This window comes from Pseudomonas sp. TH06 (genome assembly GCF_016651305.1).
Classification (GTDB): domain Bacteria; phylum Pseudomonadota; class Gammaproteobacteria; order Pseudomonadales; family Pseudomonadaceae; genus Aquipseudomonas.
On record NZ_JAEKEC010000001.1, the window covers coordinates 2,075,144 to 2,094,056 of the forward strand.

An 18,913-nucleotide genomic window follows, 5' to 3' on the forward strand; every position below is an offset into this window, starting at 1 on the left:
GAATGTTCCGGCCCCATCGCGAGCAGGCTCACTCCTACAGGGGGCAGTATTTCAATCGACGAACAGGTCGGGCATCAGTGCTGCGTCGCTGTCCGGTTCAAATCGGTAATGATCGAATTCGGTTACGCCGTTCTCGCGCAGAATCTCCTCATCAATCAACAACCGCCCGCTGATCTGCCGCCCGCTGCTATCCAGAATCACATGCGCCGCATCCGCCATGATTGCCGGCGTACGCGCGTGCTTGAACGAATCCCGATTACCCAACTGAAACTCGATCGCCGCCGTGGCAATCATCGTCTGCGGCCACAGCGAATTGACGCTGATGCCGTAATTAGCGAACTCCTCGCTCATCCCCAGCGTCAGCATGCTCATGCCGTATTTGGTCACGGTGTAGGGGCTGTATTGGGCGAACCACTTGTTTGCCAGATTCAACGGCGGTGACAGGTTAAGGATGTGCCCGGCGGATTTCTTCAGATAGGGCAGGGCGACCTGGCTGCACAGCAACACCGCGCGGGTGTTGATCTGATGCATCAGGTCGAAACGCTTGAGTTCAATGTGCTGCACGCCGGTGAGTTTGATCGCCCCGGCGTTGTTGATCAGCGCGTCGATGGCGCCGAAATGCTCGTTGGCCTGAGCCAGTGCCTGACGCACGGCGTCTTCATCACGTACATCCACTTGCAACGCCAAGGCCTTGCCGCCCGCCGCTTCGACTTCGGCGGCGACGCTATGGATAGTGCCGGGCAGTTTGGCGTGGGGTTCGGCGCTCTTGGCGGCGATGACGATATTCGCCCCATCCTTTGCGGCCCGCAGCGCAATCTCACGGCCAATGCCACGGCTGGCGCCGGTAATGAACAGGGTTTTGCCTTGTAACGACATGCCGATGCTCCTGCTTATTGTTATGTGAGCGGAAGGCTCGACAGACAATGTAGACCAAGAGGCAAACGCGGTAGGTGGGGTGTAACTTTGTGGCGAGGGGATCACCTCATTGAAGGGGGTCCCCAAATCAGGGAGTGCATTGGCTGTGAGGATCAGGCAGACATGACTTCGCGGATGTCGCGGGCCAGTTCGCGTACGCGTTCTTCTTCGGTGTCCCACGAGCACATGAAGCGGGCGCCGCCCTTGCCGATGAAGGTGTAGAAACGCCAGTTTTTGGCGGTCAACGCGGCGATGGCCGGTTCCGACAGTTGCAGGAACACGCCGTTGGCCTGCACCGGGAACATCAGCTCGACACCCGGGATGTCGCTGACCAGCTCTGCCAGCAGTTGCGCGCAGTGGTTGGCGTGGCGGGCGTATTTGAGCCAGGCGTCGGTTTCGAGAATGCCGACCCACGGTGCCGACAGGAAGCGCATTTTCGAGGCCAGTTGCCCGGCCTGCTTGCAGCGGTAGTCGAAGTCTTCGGCCAGTTTGTGGTTGAAGAACAGGATCGCTTCACCCACGGCCATGCCGTTCTTGGTGCCGCCGAAGCACAGCACGTCGACGCCGGCCTTCCAGGTCAGGTCGGCCGGCGAGCAGCCGAGGAACGCGCAGGCGTTGGAGAAACGTGCGCCGTCCATGTGCAGGTGCAGGCCCAGTTCCTTGCAGGTGGCGCTGATGGCGCGAACTTCTTCCGGGGTGTAGACGCTGCCGACTTCGGTGGCTTGGGTCAGGGTCACCACGCGTGGTTTCGGGTAGTGAATGTCCTGGCGCTTGAGGGCGACTTCGCGGATCGACTCGGGGGTGATCTTGCCGTTTTCGGTACGGGCGATCAGCAGTTTCGAACCATTGGAGAAGAACTCCGGGGCGCCGCATTCGTCGGTTTCGACGTGGGCGGTTTCCGAGCAGATCACGCTGTGGTAACTCTGGCACAGTGACGACAGCGCCAGCGAGTTGGCGGCGGTGCCGTTGAAGGCGAAGAACACTTCGCAGTCGGTTTCGAACAGTTGGCGGAAATGATCGGCCGCGCGTGCGGTCCATTCATCGTCGCCATAAGCGCGTTGGTGGCCGTGGTTGGCCTGTTCCATGGCAGCCCAGGCTTCAGGGCAGATACCGGAATAGTTGTCGCTGGCGAATTGTTGGCTCTTGTCGGTCATGGCCGGCTTCCGTGATCGAAACGCTTGTGGCGCCTCGTTGGTCAATGATGGTGCGCACTTTACCGAAGATCTTCCGGGGAGCACACGGGATGTCGCTGTCAGAACTGTACAAGGACACGGGCCGATTATGCACCTGAGTAAACGTGACGGCGCACTGGATCTGCTCAAGTGGCTGGCGCTGCTGAGCATGTTGCTCGATCACCTGAGATATGTCGGGATCAGCGCCGATTGGCTGTATGTGCCAGGACGTTTCGCGTTCCCTTGGTTTTGTCTGGCAATGGCGGCGAATCTTTCCCGAGCCGGGGCGCAGAAAACCGAATGGCGTTATCTGGGCTGGTTGTTGCTGTTCAGCGCCGTGAGTGAAATTCCCTATCGGTTGTACATTCCTGATCCCGATACGTTGAATGTCATGCCGACCCTCGCCTTAGGGTTATTGGTCGCCCGAGGCTGGCAGGATCGGGCAGTAGCTTCGCGATTGCTCGGCGGCGTCAGTCTGCTACTGGCGGCGCTGTTCTCGGAGCGACTGATGTTTGGCGTTTTTGGTGTGCTGTTGCCGTTGGCAATGCTGCTGGTGTTTCGCCGTCGATGGTATTTCAGCCTGCTGCCGGGGCTGGTGTGTCTGGCGGCGAACCAGTGGCAGACGCTGTTCGAATCCGCGCAATTCGGCAATGAGGTGGCGATCTTCGGCATTGCGACATGCCTGATTGCGCCACTGCTCGGAATGTTCCTGTTGCGACATGCGCGACATCTCCAGGCTCCGCCGATGAGGCGCTGGGCGTATGCCCTCTATCCCGCGCATTTCCTCCTGCTGCTCGCAATCCGCCAATCGATCGCATAACCCCTGTAGGAGTGAGCCTGCTCGCGATGGCGGTGTATCAGCCAACATTTGCCCAGCTGACTCACCGCCATCGCGAGCAGGCTCACTCCTACAGGGGATCTGTGCAGATTCAACCGGGCATTTCCCGCCATGTCGTAAACGCACCTTTGCGTGGCGCGCGCAGGCATTTGAGCTGTCTGCGCCGGTCATACCATCGGCATCAAAGGGCACTGCCGTGATTGCCGGTGCCTTACCGAGACGAATGGCGCACAGATGCCGCTGGGAGAGACGCGATGTTCAGCAAGCAAGACCAGATCCAGGGTTACGACGATGCACTGCTGGCGGCGATGAATGCCGAGGAGCAACGTCAGGAAGATCACATCGAGCTGATCGCGTCGGAGAACTACACCAGCAAACGCGTGATGGAAGCGCAAGGCAGCGGCCTGACCAACAAATACGCCGAAGGCTATCCGGGCAAGCGCTACTACGGTGGCTGCGAGCATGTCGATAAAGTCGAAGCACTGGCCATCGAACGCGCCAAGCAACTGTTCGGCGCCGATTACGCCAACGTCCAGCCGCACTCCGGCTCCTCGGCCAACAGCGCCGTGTACCTGGCGCTGATCCAGCCGGGCGACACCATCCTCGGCATGAGCCTGGCCCACGGCGGTCACCTGACCCACGGCGCCAAAGTGTCGTCCTCGGGCAAACTCTACAACGCCGTGCAGTACGGCATCGACACCAAAACCGGCTTGATCGATTACGACGAAGTCGAGCGTCTGGCCGTCGAGTGCAAACCGAAAATGATCGTCGCCGGTTTCTCCGCCTACTCGAAGACTCTGGACTTCCCGCGCTTCCGCCAGATCGCCGACAAGGTTGGCGCGCTGCTGTTCGTCGACATGGCCCACGTCGCCGGTCTGGTTGCCGCTGGCCTCTACCCGAATCCGCTGCCGTACGCCGACGTGGTCACCACCACCACGCACAAAACCCTGCGCGGTCCACGTGGCGGGCTGATCCTGGCCAAGTCCAACGAAGAGATCGAGAAGAAGCTCAATGCCGCGGTGTTCCCCGGCGCTCAGGGTGGCCCGCTGATGCACGTCATCGCCGGTAAAGCCGTGTGCTTCAAGGAAGCGCTGGAGCCGGGCTTCAAGGCTTATCAGCAACAAGTGATCGACAACGCTCAGGCGATGGCGAGCGTGTTTATCAAACGTGGCTACGATGTAGTGTCCGGCGGCACCGACAACCACCTGTTCCTGGTCAGCCTGATCCGTCAGGGCCTGACCGGCAAAGATGCCGACGCTGCCCTCGGCCGTGCGCACATCACCGTCAACAAGAACGCCGTACCGAACGACCCGCAGTCGCCATTCGTGACCTCGGGCCTGCGCATCGGCACCCCGGCGGTGACCACTCGCGGCTTCAAAGTGACCCAATGTGTGGAGCTGGCCGGCTGGATCTGCGACATCCTCGACAACCTCGGTGATGCCGATGTCGAGGCCAATGTTGCCCAGCAGGTTTCGGCCCTGTGCGCAGACTTCCCGGTTTATCGCTGAGCGGTTTTGGAGTAACGACTATGCAACGCTATTCGGGCTTTGGCCTCTTCAAACACTCGCTCAGCCACCACGAAAACTGGCAGCGCATGTGGCGCACGCCCACCCCGAAAAAGGTCTACGACGTGGTCATCGTCGGCGGCGGCGGGCACGGTCTGGCGACTGCTTACTATCTGGCGAAAGAGCACGGCATCACCAACGTTGCCGTGGTCGAGAAAGGCTGGCTGGGCGGCGGTAACACCGCGCGCAACACCACCATCGTGCGTTCCAACTACCTGTGGGACGAGTCGGCGCACCTCTATGAACACGCGATGAAGTTGTGGGAAGGCTTGTCGCAAGACCTCAACTACAACGTGATGTTCTCCCAGCGCGGCGTCTACAACCTGTGCCACACCCTGCAGGACATTCGTGATTCCGAGCGTCGGGTCAGCGCCAACCGCCTCAACGGCGTCGATGGTGAGTTGCTCAACGCCAAGCAAGTCGCTGACGAAATCCCGTACCTCGACTGCTCGAAAAACACCCGTTATCCAGTGATGGGCGCAACCGTTCAGCGTCGCGGCGGCGTCGCCCGTCACGATGCCGTGGCGTGGGGCTTTGCTCGTGCCGCCGACGCCCTCGGTGTCGACTTGATTCAGCAGACCGAAGTGATCGGTTTCCGCAAGGAAAACGGCGTGTGCATCGGCGTTGAAACCAACAAGGGTTTCATCGGCGCCAAGCGCGTCGGTGTGGTCACTGCCGGTAACTCCGGGCACATGGCCAAGCTCGCCGGTTTCCGCCTGCCGATCGAATCCCACCCGCTGCAAGCGTTGGTGTCCGAGCCGATCAAACCAATTATCGACAGCGTGATCATGTCCAATGCCGTGCACGGTTACATCAGCCAGTCCGACAAGGGCGACCTGGTGATCGGCGCCGGTATCGACGGCTACAACGGCTACGGCCAGCGCGGTTCGTACCCGGTGATCGAACACACCATTCAGGCCATCGTCGAGATGTTCCCGGTGTTGTCCCGCGTGCGCATGAACCGTCAGTGGGGCGGCATCGTCGACACCACGCCGGACGCCTGCCCGATCATTTCGAAAACCCCGGTGCCGAACATGTTCTTCAACTGCGGTTGGGGCACCGGCGGCTTCAAGGCCACACCTGGCTCGGGCAACGTGTTTGCTGCGAGTCTGGCCAAGGGTGAAATGCACCCGTTGGCCGCACCTTTCTCCATCGACCGTTTCCACAACGGTGCGTTGATCGATGAACACGGCGCTGCTGCGGTTGCCCACTAACAGGAGAAATCCCCATGTTGCATATCTTCTGTCCTCACTGCGGCGAACTGCGCTCCGAAGAGGAATTCCACGCATCCGGCCAGGCGCACATTCCGCGCCCACTGGATCCCGGCGCCTGCACTGATGAAGAGTGGGGCGACTACATGTTCTTTCGCGACAACCCGCGCGGTCTGCACCACGAGCTGTGGGATCACGTTGCCGGTTGCCGCCAGTACTTCAACGTCACCCGCGACACCGTGACCTACGAGATTCTCGAAACCTACAAGATCGGCACCAAGCCGCAATTCACCGACAAGGCTGATTCGGCGAAAACAGCCACGACGGCGCTGGGAGAGAAGGTATGAGCCAGACCAATCGCCTGTCCAACGGTGGACGGATCGACCGCAACAAAGTGCTGAGCTTCACCTTCAACGGTCAGACCTACAAAGGCTTCGAGGGTGACTCGCTGGCCGCCGCGCTGATCGCCAACGGCGTCGACATCATTGGCCGCAGCTTCAAGTATTCGCGTCCTCGTGGCATTTTTGCCGCCGGTGCCGAAGAGCCGAACGCCGTTCTGCAGATCGGCGCCACCGAAGCCACGCAGATTCCCAACGTACGCGCCACGCAACAGGCGCTGTACCAAGGCCTGGTCGCCACCAGCACCAACGGCTGGCCGAGCGTCAACAACGACATGATGGGCATTCTCGGCAAGGTCGGCGGCAAGCTGATGCCGCCGGGTTTCTACTACAAAACCTTCATGTACCCGCAATCGTTCTGGATGACTTACGAGAAGTACATTCGTAAGGCAGCAGGTTTGGGTCGTTCGCCGACCGAGAACGATCCGGACACCTACGACTACATGAACCAGCATTGCGACGTGCTGATCGTCGGCGCCGGCCCTGCGGGTCTCGCCGCTGCCCTGGCCGCTGCGCGCAGCGGTGCCCGAGTGATCCTCGCCGATGAGCAGGAAGAGTTCGGCGGCAGCCTGCTCGATTCCCGCGAAAGCCTCGACGGCAAGCCAGCAATGGAGTGGGTCGCCAGCGTTATCGCCGAATTGAAGAACACCCCGGACGTGTTGCTGTTGCCGCGCGCCACGGTCAACGGCTACCACGACCACAATTTCCTGACCATTCACGAGCGCCTCACTGATCACCTCGGTGACCGTGCGCCCATCGGTCAGGTGCGTCAGCGCATCCACCGCGTCCGCGCCAAGCGTGTGGTGCTGGCGACCGGTGCTTGCGAGCGTCCGTTGGTCTACGGTAACAACGACGTGCCGGGCAACATGCTCGCTGGTGCGGTGTCGACTTACGTGCGCCGCTACGGCGTGGCCCCGGGCAAGAAACTGGTGCTGACCACCAACAACGATCACGCTTACCGCGTGGCGCTGGATTGGCTCGACGCCAGTCTGCAAGTGGTCGCCATCGCCGATGCACGCAGTAATCCGCGCGGTGCACTGGTGGAAGAGGCGCGCGCCAAAGGCATCCGCATCCTCACCGGCAGCGCCGTGATCGAGGCCCGTGGCAGCAAGCGTGTCACCGCTGCTCGCGTTGCCGCGATTGATGTCAAAGCGCATGCCGTGACCAGCCCGGGCGAATGGCTCGACTGCGACGTGATCGCCAGTTCCGGCGGTTACAGTCCGGTCGTCCACCTGGCGTCGCACCTCGGTGGCAAGCCGACCTGGCGTGAAGACATCCTCGGTTTCGTACCGGGCGAAGCACCGCAGAAGCGCGTGTGCGTCGGTGGCATCAACGGTGTTTACGGCCTCGGCGATTCCCTCGCTGACGGTTTTGAAGGTGGCGTGCGCGCTGCCAGTGAAGCTGGTTTCGCAGCGGTCGAGGGCACTCTGCCGAAAGCCCTGAGCCGTCTCGAAGAGCCGACGCTGGCGCTGTTCCAGGTGCCGCATGAGAAGGGCACCGCACGGGCACCGAAGCAATTCGTCGACCTGCAGAACGACGTCACCGCCGCCGCCATCGAACTGGCGACCCGCGAAGGTTTCGAGTCGGTCGAGCACGTCAAACGCTACACCGCGCTGGGCTTCGGCACCGATCAGGGCAAGCTCGGCAACGTCAACGGTCTGGCCATCGCCGCCCGTTCGCTGAACGTGACCATCCCGCAGATGGGCACCACGATGTTCCGTCCGAACTACACGCCGGTGACCTTCGGTGCTGTGGCCGGTCGTCACTGTGGGCACATCTTCGAACCTGTGCGTTACACCGCGCTGCATGCCTGGCATGTGAAGAGTGGCGCCGAGTTTGAAGACGTCGGCCAATGGAAGCGTCCATGGTACTTCCCGAAAAACGGCGAAGACATGCATGCCGCCGTCAAGCGCGAATGCAAAGCCGTGCGCGATAGCGTCGGCCTGCTCGATGCCTCGACCCTCGGCAAGATCGACATTCAAGGCCCGGATGCCCGTGAGTTCCTCAACCGCGTGTACACCAACGCCTGGACCAAGCTCGATGTGGGCAAGGCCCGTTACGGCCTGATGTGCAAAGAAGACGGCATGGTCTTCGACGACGGTGTGACGGCGTGTCTGGCAGACAACCATTTCGTCATGACCACCACCACCGGCGGCGCGGCTCGCGTGCTGCAATGGCTGGAGCTGTACCACCAGACCGAATGGCCGGACATGAAGGTTTACTTCACTTCCGTCACCGACCACTGGGCGACCATGACCCTGTCCGGGCCGAACAGCCGCAAGCTGCTCAGCGCCGTGACCGACATCGATCTGAGCAACGAAGCCTTCCCGTTCATGACCTGGAAAGAAGGTCTGGTCGGCGGCGTTCCGGCGCGGGTGTTCCGCATCTCGTTCACCGGTGAGCTGTCGTACGAAGTCAACGTCCAGGCCGACTACGCGATGGGCGTGCTGGAGAAAATCGTCGAGGCCGGCAAGCAGTACAACCTGACGCCGTACGGCACCGAGACCATGCACGTGCTGCGCGCCGAGAAGGGTTTCATCATCGTCGGCCAGGACACTGACGGCTCGATGACCCCGGACGACTTGAACATGGGCTGGTGTGTCGGTCGCACCAAACCGTTCTCGTGGATCGGCCAGCGCGGCATGAACCGTGAAGACTGTGTGAAGGATCAGCGTAAGCAACTGGTGGGTCTGAAGCCGATCGATCCGAACGTCTGGCTGCCGGAAGGTGCGCAGTTGGTGTTCAACACCAAACAGGCGATCCCGATGACCATGGTCGGCCACGTGACCTCCAGCTACGCACACAACTCCCTCGGTTATTCGTTTGCCATGGGCGTGGTCAAGGGCGGTCTGAAGCGCCTCGGCGAGCGGGTGTTTGCACCGCTGGCCGATGGCAGCGTGATCGAGGCGGAGATTGTTTCTTCGGTGTTCTTCGATCCGAAGGGTGATCGGCAGAACATTTGATGGTTCGGCGCCTGGGGAGGGCAGTTGCACCGCGGTGACTTCATCGCGAGCAGGCTCACTCCTACAGGTGATCGCGTACCCCTTGTAGGAGTGAGCCTGCTCGCGATAGCGGTTAGATCTACCTGCACAGGGCTCAAGTCAGAATTCAGTAAAGGTGCTTTATGACCACAGCCAACGTGTACCAACAACGCCCGACCACCGGTGCCCGTGCCGAGTCGTCGCTGCACCATGCCGACCTCGCCAGCCTGGCCGGCAAGGGCCGCAAGAATGCCGGCGTGATCGTGCGTGAAAAGAAACTCCTCGGCCACCTGACGATTCGGGGGGATGGTCATGACGCAGCGTTCGCCGCCGGTGTGCACAAAGCCCTGGGCATCGAGTTGCCCGCTGCCCTGAGCGTGATCGTCAAAGGCGAAACCAGCCTGCAATGGATGGGCCCGGATGAGTGGCTGCTGATCGTGCCGAGCGGTGAAGAGTTCGCCGCCGAACAGAAACTGCGTGAAGCGCTGGGCGATCTGCACATCGCGATCGTCAACGTCAGCGGCGGCCAGCAAGTGCTGGAACTGAGCGGTCCGAACGTGCGTCAGGTGCTGATGAAATCCACCAGTTATGACGTGCACCCGAATAACTTCCCGGTCGGTAAGGCAGTCGGCACGGTGTTCGCCAAGTCGCAATTGATGATTCGTCATACGGCTGAAGACACGTGGGAGTTGCTGATCCGTCGCAGTTTTTCGGATTACTGGTGGTTGTGGTTGCAGGATGCATCGGCCGAGTACGGCCTCAGCGTTCAGGCCTGACACTGAATGGCTATCGTGCCTGCTTCTGTGGCGAGGGGATTTATCCCCGTTGGGTGGCGAAGCCGCCCCAAATCAATCACCGCGGTTTATCAGGTAGATCGTATTCATAGGTTTTGCGACTGCTTCGCAGCCGAACGGGGATAAATCCCCTCGCCACAAAAGCAGGTCAGCCCAGTTCAGAGTTCACTCTGCTCACCGTTGTTGTAACAGGAGTCACCGCACCATGAGCCGCGCCCCAGACACATGGATTCTGACCGCCGACTGCCCCAGCGTTCTCGGCACCGTGGACGCGGTGACGCGTTTTCTGTTCGAGCAGGGTTGCTACGTCACCGAGCACCACTCGTTCGATGACCGCCTCTCGGGGCGTTTCTTCATTCGTGTGGAATTTCGCCAGCCCGACGATTTCGACGAGCAGTCCTTCCGCGCAGGTTTAGCCGAGCGCGGGCAGGCGTTCGGCATGATCTTCGAGCTGACTGCGCCGAACTACCGGCCAAAAGTGGTGATCATGGTCTCCAAGGCCGATCACTGCCTCAACGACTTGCTCTACCGCCAGCGCATCGGCCAGTTATCGATGGACGTGGCGGCGGTAGTCTCCAACCATCCGGATTTGAAACCGCTGGCCGACTGGCACCAGATTCCCTACTACCATTTCCCCCTCGACCCCAACGACAAGCCGTCGCAGGAGCGTCAGGTGTGGCAGGTGATTGAGGAGTCCGGCGCCGAACTGGTGATTCTCGCCCGCTATATGCAGGTGCTGTCGCCGGAGCTGTGCCGCAAGCTCGATGGCAAGGCGATCAACATTCATCACTCGCTGCTGCCGGGTTTCAAGGGCGCCAAGCCGTATCACCAGGCCTACAACAAAGGCGTGAAACTGGTGGGTGCGACGGCGCACTACATCAATAACGATCTCGATGAAGGGCCGATCATTGCCCAGGGCGTCGAGGCGGTGGATCACAGTCATTACCCCGAGGATTTGATTGCCAAGGGGCGCGATATTGAAGGCCTGACGTTGGCCCGGGCGGTGGGATATCACATTGAGCGGAGGGTGTTTTTAAATGCCAATCGCACCGTCGTTCTTTAGATAGTTATCGCGAGCAGGCTCACTCCTACAAGGGGGACGCATTCCAATGTAGGAGTTAGCCTGCTCGCGATAGGGCCATAACAAACAACGCAAAACCAACAAGCAGTAACCCGAGCACTTAACGCGCTGCCTGCCTGGGCAACGCGGTTCCATAAAAACAACAGCGAGGTGAAAGCATGTCTGGCAATCGTGGTGTGGTGTATCTCGGCGCTGGCAAGGTCGAAGTACAGAAAATCGACTATCCGAAAATGCAGGACCCGCGCGGTCGCAAGATCGAGCACGGGGTCATTCTCAAAGTGGTTTCCACCAATATCTGCGGCTCCGACCAACACATGGTGCGCGGCCGTACCACGGCGCAGACCGGTCTGGTGCTGGGCCACGAAATCACCGGCGAGGTGATCGAAAAAGGCTCCGACGTCGAGAATCTGAAAATCGGCGACCTGGTCTCCGTCCCATTCAACGTCGCTTGCGGGCGCTGCCGTTCCTGCAAGGAGCAACACACCGGCGTCTGCCTGACCGTCAACCCGGCCCGTGCCGGTGGCGCTTACGGCTATGTCGACATGGGCGACTGGACCGGCGGCCAGGCCGAGTACGTGCTGGTGCCGTACGCTGACTTCAACCTGCTGAAACTGCCGGATCGCGACAAGGCCATGGAGAAAATCCGCGACCTGACCTGCCTTTCCGACATTCTCCCGACCGGTTATCACGGTGCCGTTACTGCCGGTGTTGGCCCGGGCAGCACTGTTTACATTGCCGGCGCCGGCCCGGTCGGTCTGGCAGCAGCAGCTTCCGCGCGTCTTCTTGGCGCGGCGGTGGTGATCGTCGGCGACGTCAACACCATCCGTCTGGCCCACGCCAAGGCCCAGGGTTTCGAAATCGTCGACCTGTCAAAAGACACGCCGTTGCATGAACAAATCGCCGCCCTGCTGGGCGAACCGGAAGTCGATTGCGCAGTGGACTGCGTTGGCTTCGAAGCCCGTGGCCATGGCCATGACGGCGTGAAATCCGAAGCTCCTGCCACCGTGCTCAACTCGTTGATGGGCGTGGTGCGTGTGGCCGGCAAGATCGGCATCCCGGGCCTGTACGTGACCGAAGATCCGGGTGCCGTGGACGCCGCCGCAAAAATGGGCAGCCTGAGCATTCGCTTCGGCCTCGGTTGGGCCAAGTCACACAGCTTCCACACCGGTCAAACCCCGGTGATGAAGTACAACCGCCAACTGATGCAGGCAATCATGTGGGATCGCATCAACATTGCTGAAGTGGTCGGGGTGCAAGTGATCAGTCTCGATCAGGCGCCGGAGGGTTACGGCGAGTTCGATGCTGGCGTGCCGAAGAAGTTTGTGATTGATCCGCACAAGTTGTTCAGTGCGGCGTAGGTTTCAATGGTGAAAAAAGGGCAACCCTCGGGTTGCCCTTTTCTTTGAACTATTTCTTTTCTTTTTTTTCTTCAAACGAGCATTTACTGGCATCACCTTTCTCGGCTACACAATCATCTTTCTTCCAATTTTCAGTGGTGGCTTCAACTGGAGTGCCATTCCTGTACCCGACCGAGGCGCCGAGGTCGTCCTTGCCTTCATATCGGCAAATGACAACTGAATTGGGAGTGTCTTTGTCTTTCAGGCGTGCAGAGGTGAAAGTGAGATTTTCGGCTTCCTGAGAGTGGGTCACTGAGAGTGTCGGGCAAGTTGCTGCATAGGCGGTGCTCATCATGGCCAAGCTAACCAGAACACCAGCGGCAATTTTCAGCTTCATCATTTGTACTCCATTACGTAAGGGGAGCAGAAATGTTGGCGGTGTTACAGGCTTGTGCCAACTGTCAAATCTGACAGGTTTTCTAGTTTTTTTAGAAATAATCAAGAGCGCTTTAAGAAGAAACGGGACTATAAAGATCGCAGCCTTCGGCAGCTCCTACACGGTCTCTGTAGGAGCTGCCGAAGGCTGCGATCTTTTGATCTTTGCAATCAGAGGGCTGCTAAAGCACCCTGGTAAAGAACCGGCCCCGTCGGCTGCCCAGTCGGCGAACCACCCTTCGGCTCCAGACTCACCGCGAGCGCAATCGGCTTGCCGATCAACACTTTCTGCGCCTCGCTCAACTCAACCTTGCCTTTGCCCCCCGCCGGGATCACACCCAGCGAGATCGGCCTGCCATCCGCCGGAATCGCCCACAGTTCCAGACTGCGTCCGGGGTCGATGGCCGCCAGTGTCAGCGGCTCGACCTGCAGATAATCCTCATGCGCCTCGACCTTCAGCGCCGGTTGCGCATCGGCGGTCAGCAGGGTGGCGCGGTAGCGGGCGTCGTCGCGGTTGTACAGCGAGCCGAGGAAGACCAGCACAACAATTGAGGCTGCGGCAGCCGTAAGTCTCAGCCAATTCCAGAACGGACGTTTCTCTGGCACATGCAGCACTTGCGGTTCGATGCGTGCGGTAATGCCGCGCCATACGCGATCGGGTACCGGTTGTTCCGGCACGGCTTCGGTGAGGCTGGCGAGGGTTTCCTGCCATTGCGCCACTTCCGCTCGCAACGCAGCGTCATTGAGCAACAATTGTTCGAAGCGCCGACGCGCAGCCGTGGACATCAAGCCGATGGCGTAATCGGCGGCGAGGGCGCGGCGCAGGGCAGGGGTCTGGTAGTTCATGATTCAAGGCACCGGCGCAGTCGTTCCATGCCCCGACGGATCCACGATTTCACCGTGCCCAGCGGCGTGGCCAGATGCTCGGCCAGTTCGGTGCAGGACAAGCCGTGGAAATACGCCACGCTGATCGACTGGCGTTGCATGCCGTCGAGGGTTTCCAGGCAGCGGTTCAGTGCGTGAGCCTCACGGGCGCTGCTCAATTGCTCATGCGCCGAGGGACTTTCATCTGGCAACGCGTCCTGCTCAAGATCGCTCAGCGGCCGCTCGCGGTGTTTGCGTAACTGATCGATCGCCTGATTGCGGGTGATGTTGATCATCCACGTCATCGGCGCCGACAGATGCGCTTCATAGCGCGAAGCGTTGTTCCAGATGCGCACGAAGCTCTCCTGCAAGACCTCTTCGGCCAGATCCGCACGTCCCATAAAGCGCAGGGCCACGCCGTGCAGGCGCGGGCCGACGCTGCGGTACAGCGTTTCGAAGGCGCGACGATCACCCAGTGAGCACTGGGCCAACAGCTGTCGCAACTGATCGGTGTCGGCGATGGAAATGACGTCTCTCCAGGCAAAGGGCGGGCGACGAGGACTGATCTCGGGTTGTTCACAGGCTAGTTCAGCGAAAGCGCTTGTGCCATTCATCGCGGCCATTCCAGGGTTTCACGATTTATATACGTGGCTATGCTGAAAATGGATGCGCGGGCGAGGAACATGCCGCCGGATAGCCGGTCAAACCGGCAGTTTCGCCGCCCATGCAACGGGCGGTTTCACAGCGCAAGAGGATGTCTGAATGAAGATTTCACGCGGTATTGCCATGGCTTCGCTGATGACCCTTGCGGCCAGCCCGGTGTTTGCCGGTTTCAGCCTGGACGATGTGACCAAAGCGGCTTCGAGCATGCAGGGCGGCAACGCTGCCACCGCCGCCGCGCCGACTTCGGAAACCGCCGGTCTGCTGCAAGCTGTCACCGGTCTGGGGGTTACGCCTCAGCAAGCCGTCGGTGGCACCAGCGCCATGCTGGGCCTGGCCAAGAACCAGTTGAGCAGCACCGATTATTCGCAGTTGGCCAAAGAAGTGCCGGGCATCGACAAGCTGTCGGGCGGTAGCGGCAACATGGCGGCGTTGAGCGGCTTGCTGGGTTCGTCGGGCAAATCCGCCGGTCTGGAAAACGCGCTGGGCAACGTCAAGAACACCAGTGACCTGAACAACGCCTTCGGTGCCTTGGGCATGGACAGCGGCATGGTCGGCCAGTTTGCCCCGGTGCTCCTCAAGTATCTGGGTGATCAAGGCGTCGGCGGCCCGCTGCTGCAAAGCCTGGGCAGCATCTGGGGCGCCGGCACCGGTAGCTGATTCAGTCGCGCTCGCCGCGCAGCTCGGCGATGCGCAGATCCTTCTCGGTCCAGAGCTGGTTGACCCAGCTCTGGACCTTCTCGCGAAACGCCGGATCGTTTTCGTAATCGCCCTGCCACAGCGCCGGGTCGAGTTCGCGAGTCTTGATGTCGATGATCACGCGCGGCACGTTGCCGCTGATCAAATCCCAGAACCCCGGAATTTCCGCCTGTGGATAAACCACGGTGACGTCGAGAATCGCATCCAGCTGTTCACCCATCGCCGCCAAAACAAACGCCACGCCGCCGGCCTTGGGCTTGAGCAAATGCTTGAACGGTGATTGCTGCTGCGCACTTTTCGCAGTGGTGTAGCGGGTGCCTTCCAGATAATTCACCACGGTCACCGGCTGACGCTTGAACAGCTCGCAGGCCTGTCTGGTGATTTCCAGATCCTTGCCCGCCAGCTCCGGGTGCTTCGCCAGAAACGCCTTGGTGTAGCGCTTCATGAACGGGTAATCCAGCGCCCACCACGCCAGCCCCAGGAATGGCACCCAGATCAGCTCTTTCTTGAGGAAGAACTTGAAGAACGGCGTGCGTCGGTTGAGTGTCTGGATCAGCGCCGGAATGTCGACCCACGATTGATGGTTGCTGACCACCAGATAGGAGGTGTCGCCACGCAAGTCGTCGCCGCCACGAATGTCCCATTGGGTGGGGATGCACAGGCGGAAAATCAGCTTGTCGATTTCGGCCCAGGTCTCGGCGATCCACATCACCGCCCACGACGCGTAATCGCGCCAGCGCCCGGGCGCCACCAGTTTGAGCAGGGCAAACACCATTAGCGGCCCGATCAGGATCAGGGTGTTGAGCAACAACAGCAGGGTGACGAAACAGCCGGTGAGCAGGCGGCGCATAAGCAACTCTATGAAGTCGGATGGGCGCGCCATGATAAGTGGCTTCGGGCGACAGGCCAAATCGGTGGTGACGAATGTTTCACTTTAGTCGCGCTAATCTTCAGTGCTTATGCAAAACCCTGTGGCGAGGGAGCTTGCTCCCGCTGGGCTGCGAAGCGGCCCCGAATTCATGCGCCTCGGTGTGTCAGCTTAATTGCGCATACAGATCTTACGACGACTGCGTCGCCGAGCGGGAGCAAGCTCCCTCGCCACAAAAGGTTGCTGTTGCTTCAACTATCGTGATTTTCCGCGGTCTAGAATTCGGCGCTGAGCCCACTCTTTCAGGAAGCCCCTTACGTGAAATCCCTCCTTGCACTGTTTGCCCTTGTCGCCCTGCCGGTCATGGCCGTCGAGCCGACCCTGTACGGGCGCTACGAATACATCGCGCTGCCGGAAATCGGCGGTGAAGTGCTCAAGGCCAAGATGGACACCGGCGCGCTGACGGCGTCGCTGTCGGCCAAGGACATCGAAACCTTCACCCGTGACGGCGAAGACTGGGTGCGTTTCCGCCTCGGTACCAAGGACGCCAGCAACAAGGTGTACGAACACAAAGTCGCGCGCATCAGCAAGATCAAGAGTCGTTCGGATGAAGAGGACGAGGGCGAAAGCACCGAAGTCGCGAAACGCCCAGTGGTCGATCTGGAGCTGTGCCTGGGCGACGTCAAGCGTACCGTGGAGGTCAATCTGACCGACCGCAGCAACTTCAACTATCCGCTGCTGATCGGTGCCAAGGCCTTGCGTGAATTTGGCGCGGCAGTGAACCCGGCGCGGCGCTTCACCGCCGACAAACCGGACTGCTAGAGCCAAGTGGTCTCATTGACGTAAAGGCACGCTTGGGGCACCGTTCGCGCACTTAACCACGGGCTCGGACGCCATGCCTCATATCCTGATTGTCGAAGACGAAGCGGCGATTGCCGACACGCTGATTTTTGCCTTGCAAGGCGAGGGGTTCACCACCACTTGGGTGAGCCTCGGCGAGGCGGCGCTCGCGCACCAGCATCAGTCGCCGGCCGATCTGATCATCCTCGACATCGGCCTGCCGGACATCAGCGGTTTCGAAACCTGCAAACAGCTGCGCCGATTCAGCGAAGTGCCGGTGCTGTTCCTCAGCGCCCGCAACGCCGAGATCGACCGCGTAGTGGGGCTGGAGATCGGCGCCGACGATTACGTGGTCAAACCGTTCAGCCCCCGGGAAGTGGCGGCGCGGGTTCGGGCGATCCTCAAACGCATGGCTCCGCGTCCGCCGATTGAAGCCACTTCGGCGCTGTTTCGCATTGATTCCGAGCGCGTGCAGATTGTCTATCGCGGCCAGACCCTGAGCCTGACCCGCCACGAATTCCGTCTGTTGCAATGCCTGCTCGAACAGCCCGAGCGGGTATTCAGCCGCGAGCAATTGCTTGATGCGCTGGGTGTTGCCGCCGATGCCGGTTACGAGCGCAGCATCGACAGTCACATCAAAAGCGTGCGCGCCAAACTGCGGCTGGTGCGCGCAGAAGCCGAGCCGATCCAGACCCATCGGGGCCTCGGTTACAGCTACAGCCCGGGGCACAGCTGATGTCGTTGGGGCTGCGGATCTTTCTGGTGTATGTGCTGTTTGTCGGCCTGACCGGCTATTTCGTGCTCAACACGGTGATGGAGGAAATCCGTCCCGGTGTGCGCCAGTCCACCGAAGAAACCCTGGTCGACACCGCCAACCTGATGGCAGAAATCCTCCGCGACGATTTCAAGGCCGGCACCCTCAGTGAGAATCGCTGGCCCGAGTTGCTGCGCGCCTATGGCGAGCGCCAGCCGCAAGCGACCATCTGGGGATTGCCGAAGAATCAGGTCAACCATCGCATCTACGTCACCGACGCCAAGGGCATCGTGGTGCTGGATTCCAGTGGTGTGGCGGTGGGTCAGGATTACTCGCGGTGGAACGATGTCTACCTGACTCTGCGCGGCGAATACGGTGCGCGTTCCAGCCGCAGCGACCCGGATGACCCGGCATCGTCGGTCATGCACGTTGGCGCGCCGATCCGCGACAACGGCCGGATCATCGGCGTAGTCACCGTGGCCAAACCCAACAGCTCGTTGCAGCCCTATGTCGATCGCACCGAACGGCGCCTGCTGTTTTACGGTGCGGGTCTGATCGGCCTCGGCCTGTTGTTCGGCGCCTTGTTGTCGTGGTGGCTGAGTCGCGCACTGCACCGTTTGACCCGGTATGCCGAGGCTGTCAGCGAAGGTCGGCGCGTTGAAGTGCCGCACTATCGCGGCGGTGAACTGGAGCAACTGGCTACGGCGGTCGAGCAGATGCGCACGCAACTGGAGGGCAAGGCTTACGTCGAACGCTACGTGCACACCCTGACCCACGAACTGAAAAGTCCGCTGGCGGCGATTCGCGGCGCGGCGGAGTTGCTGCAAGGTGACATGCCAGCGGTTCAGCGATTGCGTTTTGTCAGCAACATCGACAGTGAAAGTGCGCGGATGCAGCAATTGATCGAGCGATTGCTGAATCTGGCGCAGGTCGAACAGCGTCATGGCCTGGAAGAGCGGGTGGCGGTGCCGTTGGCGGCGTTGGTCGATGAGTTGTTGCAGGCGCAGGCGGCGCGGATTGAAGGCAAATCGTTGCAGATAGAACAGACGATTGCGGCGGATGTGCTGCTGATCGGCGAACCGTTTTTGCTGCGTCAGGCGTTGGGTAACTTGCTGGAGAACGCGCTGGATTTCACGCCGCCGCAGGGGTTGTTGCGTTTCAGCGCCGGGCACTTCGGCGAGCAGATCGAGTTTCGCTTGTTCAATGAAACTGCGCCGATTCCCGATTACGCCTTGCCGCGTTTGACTGAGCGTTTCTATTCACTTCCGCGCCCGGATAGTGGGCGTAAAAGTACCGGGTTGGGGCTTAATTTCGTTGAAGAGGTGGTCAAGTTGCATGGTGGTTTGATGAGCATTCGCAATGTTGAGGGTGGTGTTGAAGTGACATTGCGCTTGTCTTGAAACCGAGGCGCGGCCATCGCGAGCAGGCTCACTCCTACAGTTTGGAATGCGATCAACTGTAGGAGTGAGCCTGCTCGCGATGGGGCCGGTGAAGTCTCCAC

18 protein-coding genes are annotated in these 18,913 nt (G+C 60.5%); 12 read left to right on the forward strand and 6 right to left on the reverse strand.

Going from position 1 to position 18,913, the window contains the following annotated elements:
• Positions 1-51: 51 nt before the first annotated feature.
• Both JFT86_RS09280 and JFT86_RS09285 read right to left on the reverse strand, forming a co-directional pair.
• On the reverse strand, positions 52-876 hold the full coding sequence (locus JFT86_RS09280; RefSeq protein WP_201236517.1) for an NAD(P)-dependent oxidoreductase: 825 nt from the start codon (positions 874-876) through the stop codon (positions 52-54).
• A 152-nt stretch (positions 877-1,028) separates the two neighbouring features.
• Positions 1,029-2,069 carry a low specificity L-threonine aldolase gene (locus JFT86_RS09285; protein WP_201236518.1) on the reverse strand — a complete coding sequence of 347 codons (1,041 nt, stop codon included), beginning with the start codon at positions 2,067-2,069 and terminating at the stop codon, positions 1,029-1,031.
• 127 nt (positions 2,070-2,196) lie between these two features.
• Between JFT86_RS09285 and JFT86_RS09290 the strand changes: the two genes are divergently transcribed.
• The 8 genes from JFT86_RS09290 to fdhA all read left to right on the forward strand — a co-directional run bounded on the left by JFT86_RS09290 (position 2,197) and on the right by fdhA (position 12,313).
• Positions 2,197-2,907 carry a TraX family protein gene (locus tag JFT86_RS09290; RefSeq protein ID WP_201236519.1) on the forward strand — a complete coding sequence of 237 codons (711 nt, stop codon included), beginning with the start codon at positions 2,197-2,199 and terminating at the stop codon, positions 2,905-2,907.
• A gap of 272 nt (positions 2,908-3,179) precedes the next feature.
• The gene (gene glyA, locus JFT86_RS09295) at positions 3,180-4,433 is read left to right on the forward strand and encodes a serine hydroxymethyltransferase (RefSeq protein ID WP_201236520.1); all 1,254 of its coding nucleotides are present in this window, start codon (positions 3,180-3,182) and stop codon (positions 4,431-4,433) included.
• A gap of 20 nt (positions 4,434-4,453) precedes the next feature.
• Positions 4,454-5,704 (forward strand): sarcosine oxidase subunit beta, encoded by a 1,251-nt coding sequence (locus tag JFT86_RS09300; RefSeq protein WP_003206307.1) that lies wholly within the window; start codon positions 4,454-4,456, stop codon positions 5,702-5,704.
• Positions 5,705-5,718: 14 nt separating this feature from the next.
• Positions 5,719-6,048, forward strand: coding sequence for a sarcosine oxidase subunit delta (locus JFT86_RS09305; protein ID WP_007913119.1), 330 nt, complete (start codon positions 5,719-5,721; stop codon positions 6,046-6,048).
• Entirely contained in the window at positions 6,045-9,062 is a 3,018-nt protein-coding gene (locus tag JFT86_RS09310) for a sarcosine oxidase subunit alpha (protein WP_201236521.1), read from the forward strand. The genes JFT86_RS09305 and JFT86_RS09310 overlap by 4 nt, the downstream gene beginning before the upstream one ends.
• Before the next feature lie 161 nt (positions 9,063-9,223).
• The gene (soxG, locus tag JFT86_RS09315) at positions 9,224-9,856 is read left to right on the forward strand and encodes a sarcosine oxidase subunit gamma family protein (protein WP_201236522.1); all 633 of its coding nucleotides are present in this window, start codon (positions 9,224-9,226) and stop codon (positions 9,854-9,856) included.
• 223 nt (positions 9,857-10,079) lie between these two features.
• The gene (purU, locus tag JFT86_RS09320) at positions 10,080-10,937 is read left to right on the forward strand and encodes a formyltetrahydrofolate deformylase (RefSeq protein WP_201236523.1); all 858 of its coding nucleotides are present in this window, start codon (positions 10,080-10,082) and stop codon (positions 10,935-10,937) included.
• 176 nt (positions 10,938-11,113) lie between these two features.
• The gene (fdhA, locus tag JFT86_RS09325) at positions 11,114-12,313 is read left to right on the forward strand and encodes a formaldehyde dehydrogenase, glutathione-independent (RefSeq protein WP_042561444.1); all 1,200 of its coding nucleotides are present in this window, start codon (positions 11,114-11,116) and stop codon (positions 12,311-12,313) included.
• A gap of 49 nt (positions 12,314-12,362) precedes the next feature.
• Here the strand turns inward: fdhA and JFT86_RS09330 are convergent, their stop codons facing one another.
• The 3 genes from JFT86_RS09330 to JFT86_RS09340 all read right to left on the reverse strand — a co-directional run bounded on the left by JFT86_RS09330 (position 12,363) and on the right by JFT86_RS09340 (position 14,205).
• A complete protein-coding gene (locus tag JFT86_RS09330; protein ID WP_201236524.1) occupies positions 12,363-12,692 on the reverse strand; it encodes a hypothetical protein in 330 nt (109 codons plus the stop codon).
• A gap of 206 nt (positions 12,693-12,898) precedes the next feature.
• The gene (locus JFT86_RS09335) at positions 12,899-13,573 is read right to left on the reverse strand and encodes an anti-sigma factor (protein WP_201236525.1); all 675 of its coding nucleotides are present in this window, start codon (positions 13,571-13,573) and stop codon (positions 12,899-12,901) included.
• Entirely contained in the window at positions 13,570-14,205 is a 636-nt protein-coding gene (locus tag JFT86_RS09340; RefSeq protein WP_201236526.1) for a sigma-70 family RNA polymerase sigma factor, read from the reverse strand. The genes JFT86_RS09335 and JFT86_RS09340 overlap by 4 nt, the downstream gene beginning before the upstream one ends.
• Positions 14,206-14,353: 148 nt before the next feature.
• Between JFT86_RS09340 and JFT86_RS09345 the strand changes: the two genes are divergently transcribed.
• Positions 14,354-14,911 carry a DUF2780 domain-containing protein gene (locus tag JFT86_RS09345; RefSeq protein ID WP_201236527.1) on the forward strand — a complete coding sequence of 186 codons (558 nt, stop codon included), beginning with the start codon at positions 14,354-14,356 and terminating at the stop codon, positions 14,909-14,911.
• Position 14,912: 1 nt separating this feature from the next.
• Here the strand turns inward: JFT86_RS09345 and JFT86_RS09350 are convergent, their stop codons facing one another.
• A complete protein-coding gene (locus JFT86_RS09350) occupies positions 14,913-15,800 on the reverse strand; it encodes an acyltransferase (RefSeq protein WP_201236528.1) in 888 nt (295 codons plus the stop codon).
• A gap of 336 nt (positions 15,801-16,136) precedes the next feature.
• On the opposite strand from JFT86_RS09350, the gene JFT86_RS09355 reads away from it, so the two are divergent.
• The 3 genes from JFT86_RS09355 to creC all read left to right on the forward strand — a co-directional run bounded on the left by JFT86_RS09355 (position 16,137) and on the right by creC (position 18,812).
• Entirely contained in the window at positions 16,137-16,640 is a 504-nt protein-coding gene (locus JFT86_RS09355; RefSeq protein ID WP_201236529.1) for an ATP-dependent zinc protease, read from the forward strand.
• A gap of 73 nt (positions 16,641-16,713) precedes the next feature.
• Positions 16,714-17,394, forward strand: coding sequence for a two-component system response regulator CreB (gene creB, locus JFT86_RS09360; protein ID WP_201236530.1), 681 nt, complete (start codon positions 16,714-16,716; stop codon positions 17,392-17,394).
• A complete protein-coding gene (gene creC, locus JFT86_RS09365; RefSeq protein ID WP_201236531.1) occupies positions 17,394-18,812 on the forward strand; it encodes a two-component system sensor histidine kinase CreC in 1,419 nt (472 codons plus the stop codon). The genes creB and creC overlap by 1 nt, the downstream gene beginning before the upstream one ends.
• Positions 18,813-18,913: the final 101 nt, after the last annotated feature.